This window comes from Microbacterium sp. UBA3486 (assembly GCF_002377845.1).
GTDB lineage: Bacteria > Actinomycetota > Actinomycetes > Actinomycetales > Microbacteriaceae > Microbacterium > Microbacterium maritypicum_A.
On record NZ_DFQP01000106.1, the window covers coordinates 22,463 to 31,258 of the forward strand.

At 69.5% G+C, this 8,796-nt stretch carries 3 protein-coding genes and 1 pseudogene; 3 read left to right on the forward strand and 1 reads right to left on the reverse strand.

Annotated features, from left to right (window positions below; all coding sequences use genetic code 11):
• Window positions 1-42 precede the first annotated feature (42 nt).
• Window positions 43-5,583 (reverse strand): DUF11 domain-containing protein, encoded by a 5,541-nt coding sequence (locus B2869_RS16720; RefSeq protein ID WP_292769037.1) that lies wholly within the window; start codon window positions 5,581-5,583, stop codon window positions 43-45.
• 149 nt (window positions 5,584-5,732) lie between these two features.
• Here B2869_RS16720 and B2869_RS16725 point away from each other — a divergent pair, with 149 nt between their 5' ends.
• From B2869_RS16725 to B2869_RS16735, 3 genes and pseudogenes are all read left to right on the forward strand, one after another.
• On the forward strand, window positions 5,733-7,016 hold the full coding sequence (locus tag B2869_RS16725) for a M18 family aminopeptidase (protein ID WP_292769040.1): 1,284 nt from the start codon (window positions 5,733-5,735) through the stop codon (window positions 7,014-7,016).
• Window positions 7,017-7,083: 67 nt separating this feature from the next.
• On the forward strand, window positions 7,084-8,526 hold the full coding sequence (locus B2869_RS16730; protein WP_292769043.1) for a purine-cytosine permease family protein: 1,443 nt from the start codon (window positions 7,084-7,086) through the stop codon (window positions 8,524-8,526).
• A pseudogene (locus B2869_RS16735) lies at window positions 8,523-8,796 on the forward strand (cysteine hydrolase); the annotation flags it as partial. The gene B2869_RS16730 and the pseudogene B2869_RS16735, both read left to right, overlap by 4 nt.

The window sequence follows — 8,796 nt, forward strand, 5'->3', positions numbered from 1 at the left end:
GCTCGATCATCGGGCGGGGCGCGTCGTGCGGATGGAGCGGCGTCAGACCTCGACGTCGCGTCGACGCACGCGGGCGATCAGCAGCACCAGGGCCCCGACCGCGAGCAACGCGAGCGCCCAGCCGATTCCGGTGATCACGCCACCCGTGGCGGCGAGCCCGTTCAGGTCGACCGTCGCGGTGGCGGCAGCCGTGACCGTCACGGCCCCGCCGACGCCACTCGCCGTGGCCACGTTGACGACCGTGCTCGCCGCGATGTCCGCCGTGGTGAGGGCGTAGGTCACCGGACCGCAACTCGCCGTGGCGCCGGGAGCGAGGGCGGGGATCGCGCAGTCGACGACGCCACCCAGCTTCGGGTCGTCGATCTTCACGTTCGTCAGCGTCACCGCTCCCGTGTTGGTGACGGTGAACCGGAAGGCGATGGTGTCGCCCGCGTTCATCTTCCCGTTGCGGTCGGCATCGACGTAGTCGCCGCCGGTCTTCGTCAGGGCGATGGCCGGCTGTGCCACGAGCGGGGTCACCACGGTGTCGGTCGCGACCGGCGGGATCTCCGAGGTGCCGGTTCCCGTGGCGGTGGCCGTGTTCTCGATCTCGCCCGCATCGATCTCAGCCTGCGTGAGCACGGCAGGGGCGCCGGCCGCGCAGACGGTCGACTCACCCGGGGCGAGCTCGGTCGCATCGCACGTGACCGCCGCCCCGAGGCGCGGGTCGCTGACCGTGACGCCTGTGAGGGTCGTCGTGCCCGCGTTCGTCACGGTGAACGTGTACGCGATGGTGTCACCGGCATCCGTGCGTCCATTGCCGTTGGCATCGACCACGGCTGCCGCGGACTTCAGCAGCGTGATGTCGTCGGTGCCCGCGACGCGCACGTCGGCCTCGTCCTGGGCGTCGGCGCTGCCGTTGCGCGACTGCCCCTCGACGGTGGCCACGTTGTGCACGGTCCCGTCGTCGACGTTCTGCTGCGTGAGCACATAGTCGACCGGCCCGCAGGTGACCTCGTCACCCGGACTCAGCTCGAGACCGTCAAGAGCGGCGCAGTCGACCCTGCCACCCAGCAGTGGGTCGTCGAGGACGATGTCGCGCAGCACCGTCGTGCCGCTGTTGCGGATCGTGAACGTGTAGCCGACCGTGTCACCGGCTCCTGCCCGACCGTCTTCCCCGAGCGCGATCGCTCCCGGGGTCTTGGTCAGCTCGATCGCGCTCGTGCCGGTGATCACGACGTCGGCCGATGCGTCGTCGCTGACCGGACCGAGCGGGCTGGTGCCGGTCGTCGTGGCGGTGTTGCGGACGATCTCGGCCTCGATGTCGGCCTGGGTCAGCGTGTACGTGAACGAGCCGCAGTCCGATGTGCCGCCCGGCGCGAGAGCACCGACTGCGCAGAGCGTTCCCGCACCGAGCATCGGGTCGGTGATCACCACACCCGTGAGGGTGGTGGTGCCGAGGTTGCGCACCGAGAAGGTGTAGTCGACCGTGTCACCGGCACCGATGAAGCCGTCGCCGTCGGCGTCGAGCACGCGCCCGACGTTCTTGAGCAGTTCGATCGCCGCGGTACCGGTGATGTCCACGTCCGCCTGCGCGGTGTCGGTCACCGTCCCGATCGGCGCATTCGCCGTGACCGAGGCTTCGTTGTGCACGAGCCCGCCGTCGATGTCGGCCTGGGTGAGCGTGTAGGTGATCGGTGTGCAGGAGACCGACTGCCCCGGTGCGAGCGCGATTCCATCCAGCTCGGGGCACGTCACGGTTCCGCCGAGCATCGGGTCGGTGATCACCGCGTCGCGCAGCGTCGTCGTGCCGTTGTTCGTGACGGTGAATGTGTAGTCGATCGTGTCGCCGGCTCCGACGGCGGAGTCGCCGTCCACGTCGACCACGGTCGACGGGTTCTTGGCGAGACTGATGCTGTTGGTCGCCGCGATCGTGACGTTCGCCTCGGCATCGTCGGTCGCGGGGCCCTGGGCCGACTGGGCCGTCACCGCGGCAGTGTTGCGCACCGTTCCGGCATCCACGTCCGCCTGCGTGAGCGTGTAGGAGACCGGCGCGCAGGTCACCGCGCCGCCCGGTGCCAAAGGTGCGGCGAAGGCCGCGCACGCCACCGCACCGCCGAGCAGCGGGTCGGTGATCGCGGCGCTGGTGAGCGTGACGTCGCCGGTGTTGCGGACCGTGAAGGTGTAGGCGACCGTGTCACCCGCGCCGATGCGTCCGTCGCCGTCGGTGTCGGTCGGAGCGCTGACGCTCTTGACGAGTTCGACCTGCGGCGTTCCCGAGACCGGAACGGTCACCGTCGAGGTGTTGTCGCTCGGGTCGGGATCAGGAGTGCTCGATGTCACCGTCGCCGTGTTCGACAGCGTCGTGCCCGCGATGGATGGGTCGACCGTGCCGCTCACCGTCGCGGTGAAGGTGGCGCCGACCGCGAGGGTCGGCTGCGTGCACGCGAGCTGCGATCCGGTGACCGTGCACCCGGGGGTGGCGGTCGACGGATTCAACAGGCCGGCGGGAAGGGCATCGGAGACCGCGACGGCGGAGGCGACGCTCGGCCCGCTGTTGGTCACGACGAGCGTGTAGGTCACGGCGCCGTTGAGAGGAGCCGGGTTCGCCGAGATCGTCTTGACGATCGCGAGGTCGGCGGACGGCGTGACGGTCACCGACGCGGTGCCGGTGTTGTTCGACGTGTCGGGATCCGGCGTACGCGAACTCGCCGTCGCGGTGTTGGTCAGTTGTCCTTCCGTGTTGACGGTCGCGGTGACGGTGATCGTCTCGGAGCCGCCCGGCAGCAGGGTGCCCACCGTCCAGCGCGCGTCCTCCATCGACCAGGTGCCCGTCGACGGCGTGGCTCCGGTGAGCATGAACCCGGCGGGGAGCAGCTCGTCGAGCACCACGCCGGCGGCTGCCGACGGCCCGCCGTTGCTGACGGTCACCTCGAACGTCGCGGTCCCGCCGAGCGGAACCGTCGGGGTCGAGGTCGTCTTGACGACGCTCACGTCGGCGTTCGGCGCGAGCGTGACGTCGACCGTCGAGGTGTTGTTGTCGGTGTTCGGATCCGGAGTCCCGGAGGTGGTCGTCGCGGTGTTCGACACCACGCCCGTCGCGGTCGTGCTCCACGTGCCCGTGACCTCGACGGCCACCGACCCCCCGGGGGCGATGTCACCGAGCTCGCATCCGACCGTGCCCCCGACGATCGAGCAGCCCGGCCCGTTGACGACGGCATCGAGGAATCCTGCCGGGAGCGTGTCCGAGACCGAGGCGCCGCGGGCGACGGATGGTCCCGCGTTCGCGACCCTGAGCGTGTAGGTGAAGGGGCTCCCCGGCTGACCGGTCGCCGGCGCCGTCTTCTGGACACTCAGGTCGGCGCTCTGGACGACCTCGACGTCGACGGAGCTGGCGTTGTTCGTCGTGTCCCGGTCGGCCGCGGGGGCTGCCACCGCCGCGGTGTTGGTCACGGTGCCGATGGGGGCGTCCGCTGCGACGACCGCGTGCACGACGACGTTCGACGGTCCGCCGACGAGGAAGGACGCCCAGGTGCACATGATCGCGCTCGTGGTGCTCGTGCACGTCGCGCCGGCAGGGGCATCGACGCCGGTCACCGAGAATCCGTCGGGCATGGTGTCGGCGAGCACGACGTTGACGGCGTCGGACGAGCCGAGGTTGCGCACGGCGAGCGTGAAGTCGATCGTGTCACCGGCTGAGACCTGCGCGGCGGATGCCGTCTTGACGACGGCCATGTCGGCGATGATGTCGGGCTGGAAGCTGGTCGACGAGACGTTGTTCGCGGGGTTCGTGTCGGTCGTGCTGGTCGTCACCGTCGCGGTGTTCTGCAGCACGGCGGTGGCGCCGGGGTTGATCTCCACCACGACGAAGGTCTCGACGGAGCTTGCGCCGGGGGCGAGCGTACCCACCTGGCAGGTGAGCATCGACCCCTGGGCCGTGCACGTGCCCTGGCCGGGATCGGCGCTGATGAAGGTCGTGTCCGGGTCCAGCGGGTCGGTGACGACGACGTTGCGCGCCTCGGACGGCCCGGCGTTGAAGACCGAGAGGGTGTAGGTCACCTGCTCGCCGGCGACCGGCGTGGACGGGGAGAACGTCTTGACGATCGACACGTCGGTCTGGGCGGACATCGTGCTGACGACGCTCGCGGTGTTGTTCGCGAGATTCGGATCGGTGCGGGTGCCCGAGACCGTGGCGGTGTTCGACAGCGAGGCCCCGGGGTCGCCCGACGGGGAGAGCGTTCCGGTGATCTTGATCTCGGTGCTCTGCCCGACCGCCATGTCCGGTACGGCGCAGTTCACCGTCGCGGTGACGGTGCACGTCACGTCACCCGAGTCGACCGTGACGTTCGTGATGCCTGCAGGGATGGGGTCGGTGACCGTCACCCCTGTCGCGGTCTGCGGGCCGTTGTTCGTCACACCGATCGTGAACGTCACCGGCTGGCCGGCGACCAGCGGATCCGTGTCGATGCTCTTGGTGATCGCCAGGTCGGCGGCGGCGTTCACAGGGGTCTGGGTCTCCTGGCTGACCGAGGTGCGGTCCTGGCCGACGACGTTGTCGCGGAAGGCGACCCGTGCCTCATTGACGATCGTGGTCGCAGCGGCCGAGACATTGACCTTGGCGTCGAAGGTGTAGCTCGTGCTCGCGCCCACGCCGATGGACCCTCCTGCAGTGGCCGTACCCCCGTCACCGAGGCGCACCTGCACCGTGCGGCTCCCCGAGGTGTACGAGCCGCGGTCATCGCCGGCGGCGTCGGTGAGGGCGCCCGTGCCCGCTCCGCTGATGATCTTGAGCGAGCCCGGGACGAAGTCGATCCCTGCGGCGAGCACGTCGGACGACACCGACTGCAGCGCCGGGTTCCCGCCGCCGTTGTTCGTGGTGACCGTGTAGCGCAGCGTGTCGCCCACCTCAGCGGTCGTGCCTCCGCGCGTCAGATTGGTCACCGACTTGTTCGTGATGAGACAGGGGCCGGTTCCGAAGGTGATGTCGTCGAGGAAGTTGCCGACGGAAGCGCTGCCACCAGCCGAGCTGACCGCTTCGAAGCCGAAGCGGGTCACGGTCTGACCCGCGGGAACGGTGTACGTGCCGGTGTGCGAACCCCAGGCCGTGTTCCCGTCGGAGAGGTTGGGGCCACTCTGCACGAGGGCCCCGGTCGGGGTGCCTATCACGACGCGCATGACGTCGGTCCCGGTGCGCCCGCGGTGCTTGAGAGACCACGACAGCGTCTGGCCCGGCGTCGTCGCCACGTCCTGATAGAGCCGGCTGGGGCTGTTCGCGTTGAGCTCGGCGAACTGCCGCCCCGCGGCGGCGGTGACGCCGTTGAATCCGCTGCTCCACAGCTCGATCTGGTTCAGGCTGTCGTTCGTGAACCACCCGGGGACCTGATTCTCGTCGGGGAGCGACACCGAGGCGTTCGGGATCACCGGCGCCTCGAATCCGCCGTTCTGAAGCGCGACCGTTCCCTGACAGCTGGTCGGGGTCTGCGCCGCCGATGCCGATGTCGGAGCGACCGCTTCGGTGACGACGGTGAGGCCGGCCGCCAGCAGCAGTACCGAAGTCGCCCCCGCGATGGCGCGACGAATGGACAGACGTGGGTGTGCACGCATGTGAAGTTCTCCCCGGTTCACGGAAGAGCCCGAACCGGCATCTCCCCCGCTGGAAGGCTAACCCGGGTGTAGCCGAAAGTGGTAGACCCGTCTTCGGGTGAAGTCCCCGACTACGCTCGAAGCACCGCGTTCTCCAGGAAGGTCACGACATGCCCGTCACCCCCGCAGCCCTCGCCCACGCCGAGGACCTCGCCGACTTCGTCGCCGCCTCGCCCTCGAGCTACCACGCGGCGGTCGAGGTCGCTCGACGACTGGAGGAGTCCGGGTTCACGCGGCTGGACGAGGAAGACGAATGGCCTCTTCAGCCCGGTGGGCGCTTCGTGGTCGTGCGTGATGGCGCGGCGATCGCCTGGGTCGTGCCGTCGGACGCCGCGACCACCACACCGGTGCAGATCTTCGGCGCGCACACCGACTCCCCCGGGTTCAAGCTCAAGCCGCAGCCGACCACCGGTTCGCGGGGCTGGCTGCAGGCCGCAGTCGAGGTGTACGGCGGACCGCTGTTGAACTCCTGGCTCGACCGCGAGCTGCGCCTCGCCGGGCGACTGGCGCTGTCCGACGGCCGTGTCGTGCTGGCGGACACCGGCGCCCTGCTGCGCCTGCCGCAGCTCGCGATCCACCTCGATCGCGGCGTCAACAACGGGTTGGCCCTCGACAAGCAGACCGAGACGCAGCCCGTGTGGGGGCTGGGCGACCCGACCGAGGCCGACATCCTCGCCGAACTCGCCGCATCGGCCGACGTGGCAGCGTCCGAGATCCGCGGATACGACGTGGTCGTCGCCGACTCCGCACGCGGCGCGGTGTTCGGCAAGGACGACGCGTTCTTCGCCTCCGGCCGTCTCGACGACCTCGCCTCGGTGCACGCCGGCGTGGTCGCACTCGCGACGCACGAACCGTCCGCGGGCGCACCGATCGCGGTGCTCGCCGCCTTCGACCACGAGGAGCTCGGCTCGGAGTCCCGTTCCGGCGCCGCCGGCCCCTTCCTCGAAGACGTGCTCGAGCGCCTATACGCGAGGCTGGGCGCCGATGGATCCGCGCGCCGTCAGGCGTATGCCTCGTCGTGGTGCCTGTCGAGCGACGTCGGACACTCGGTGCACCCGAACTACGCCGCCAAGCACGACCCCGTGGTGCAGCCGGTGCTCGGCTCGGGACCGATCCTGAAGATCAACGCCAACCAGCGCTATGCGACGGATGCGATCGGCACGGCGTCATGGCGGAGCTGGTGCGAGCGCGCAGGCGTCGCGACGCAGGAGTTCGTGTCGAACAACAGCGTGCCGTGCGGCTCGACGATCGGCCCGATCACGGCGACCCGCCTCGGCATCCGCACGGTCGACGTGGGCATCCCCATCCTCTCGATGCACTCCGCACGAGAGCTCGCCGGGGTCTCCGACCTGCACGATCTGGCCCGCACCGCGCAGGCGTTCTTCGCCGGCTGAGCACGCGGGCGGTTCCGGCCCACACGAAGTCCGCCCGGCCGCGCCCTCACAGTGCCAGGATGTGAGCATGACGGACATCAAGCCGGCCCTCATCGAGCGTGCGGGCATCGAGATCATCCCCGAATCCGAGCGCACGGCGAAGCCTCGTGACCTGTTCTGGCCGTGGTTCGCGGCGAACGTCTCGGTGTTCGGCATGTCGTACGGCTCGTTCGTGCTGGGCTTCGGCATCTCGTTCTGGCAGGCGACGATCGTCTCGGTCATCGGCATCGTGGTGTCGTTCCTGCTCTGCGGGCTCATCGCGATCGCCGGCAAACGCGGCTCGGCGCCCACCATGGTGCTCTCCCGCGCGGCGTTCGGCGTGCAGGGCCAGAAGGTTCCGGGTATCGTCTCGTGGCTGACCTCGATCGGCTGGGAGACGTTCCTCGCGATCATGGCGGTACTCGCCACCGCGACCGTCATCACGCAACTCGGAGGTGACGGCGACAGCATCTGGCTGCGCATCGTCGCGACCGTCATCGTCGCAGCGCTGATCGTGACCGCCTCCGTGCTCGGCTATCACACGATCATGAAGCTGCAGTCGGTGCTCACGTGGATCACCGGCGTGGTCACCGTGGTCTACATCGTCCTCGCGGCGCCGGCGATCGACTTCTCCGCCGTGCTGGCCCGCCCCGACGGCGGTATCGGTCAGGTGATCGGCGCGCTCGTGATGGTGATGACCGGATTCGGGCTCGGCTGGATCAACATCGCCGCCGACTGGTCGAGGTACCAGAAGCGCACGGCGTCTGACGGGGCGATCGTCGCCTGGAACACGATCGGCGGCTCCGTGGCACCCGTGATCCTCGTGGTGTTCGGCCTGCTGCTCGGCGGCTCCGACGAAGACCTCATGAACGCGATCGCCGCCGACCCGATCGGCGCGCTCGCCTCGATCCTTCCTCCCTGGGTACTCGTGCCGTTCCTGCTGACGGCCGTGCTCGCGCTCGTCTCGGGCGCGGTGCTGGGCATCTACTCCTCCGGGCTCACCCTGCTCAGCCTCGGCATCCGCATCCCGCGCCCGTCGGCGGCCGCGATCGACGGCGTGATCCTCACGCTCGGCACGATCTTCGTGGTGTTCTTCGCGACCGACTTCCTGGGGCCGTTCCAGAGCTTCCTGATCACGCTCGGTGTGCCGCTCGCCTCGTGGGCCGGCATCCTGATCGCCGACATCCTGCGCCGCCGGAAGGACTATGACGAAGAGGCCCTGTTCGATCAGAACGGTCGTTACGGCGCGTGGGACTGGACATCGATCGGCACCCTGGTCGTCACGAGCGTGATCGGTTGGGGCCTGGTCGTGAACAACTTCGCCGAGGATGCCGCGTGGAACAACTGGCAGGGCTACCTGCTGTTCCTCATCGGCGGCAGGGACGGCGAGTGGGCATACGCGAACCTCGGGGTGTTCTTCGCGCTGGTGCTGTCGTTCCTCGTGACCTACGTCGCCAGGGCCGCGAAGATCCGGCGCCAGGAGGCCGTGTGAGCGCTCCGGCGGCCGAGGACACCTGGCTCGTGGTGATCGATCCGCAGGCGATCTTCGCCTCGCCGGAGTCTGCGTGGGGTTCACCTTTCTTCGCCGAGGCGATGCCGAGCATCCGCGCCCTGGCGGAGGCGTTCGGCGACCGCGTGCTCGTGACGCGCTGGGTACCGACCGCCGACCGGTCCACCTCCTGGGGCGACTACTTCGCAGCCTGGCCGTTCGCCGACCAGCCGCCGGGCGACCCGCTGTTCGCCCTGGTGCCCGAAGCGATCG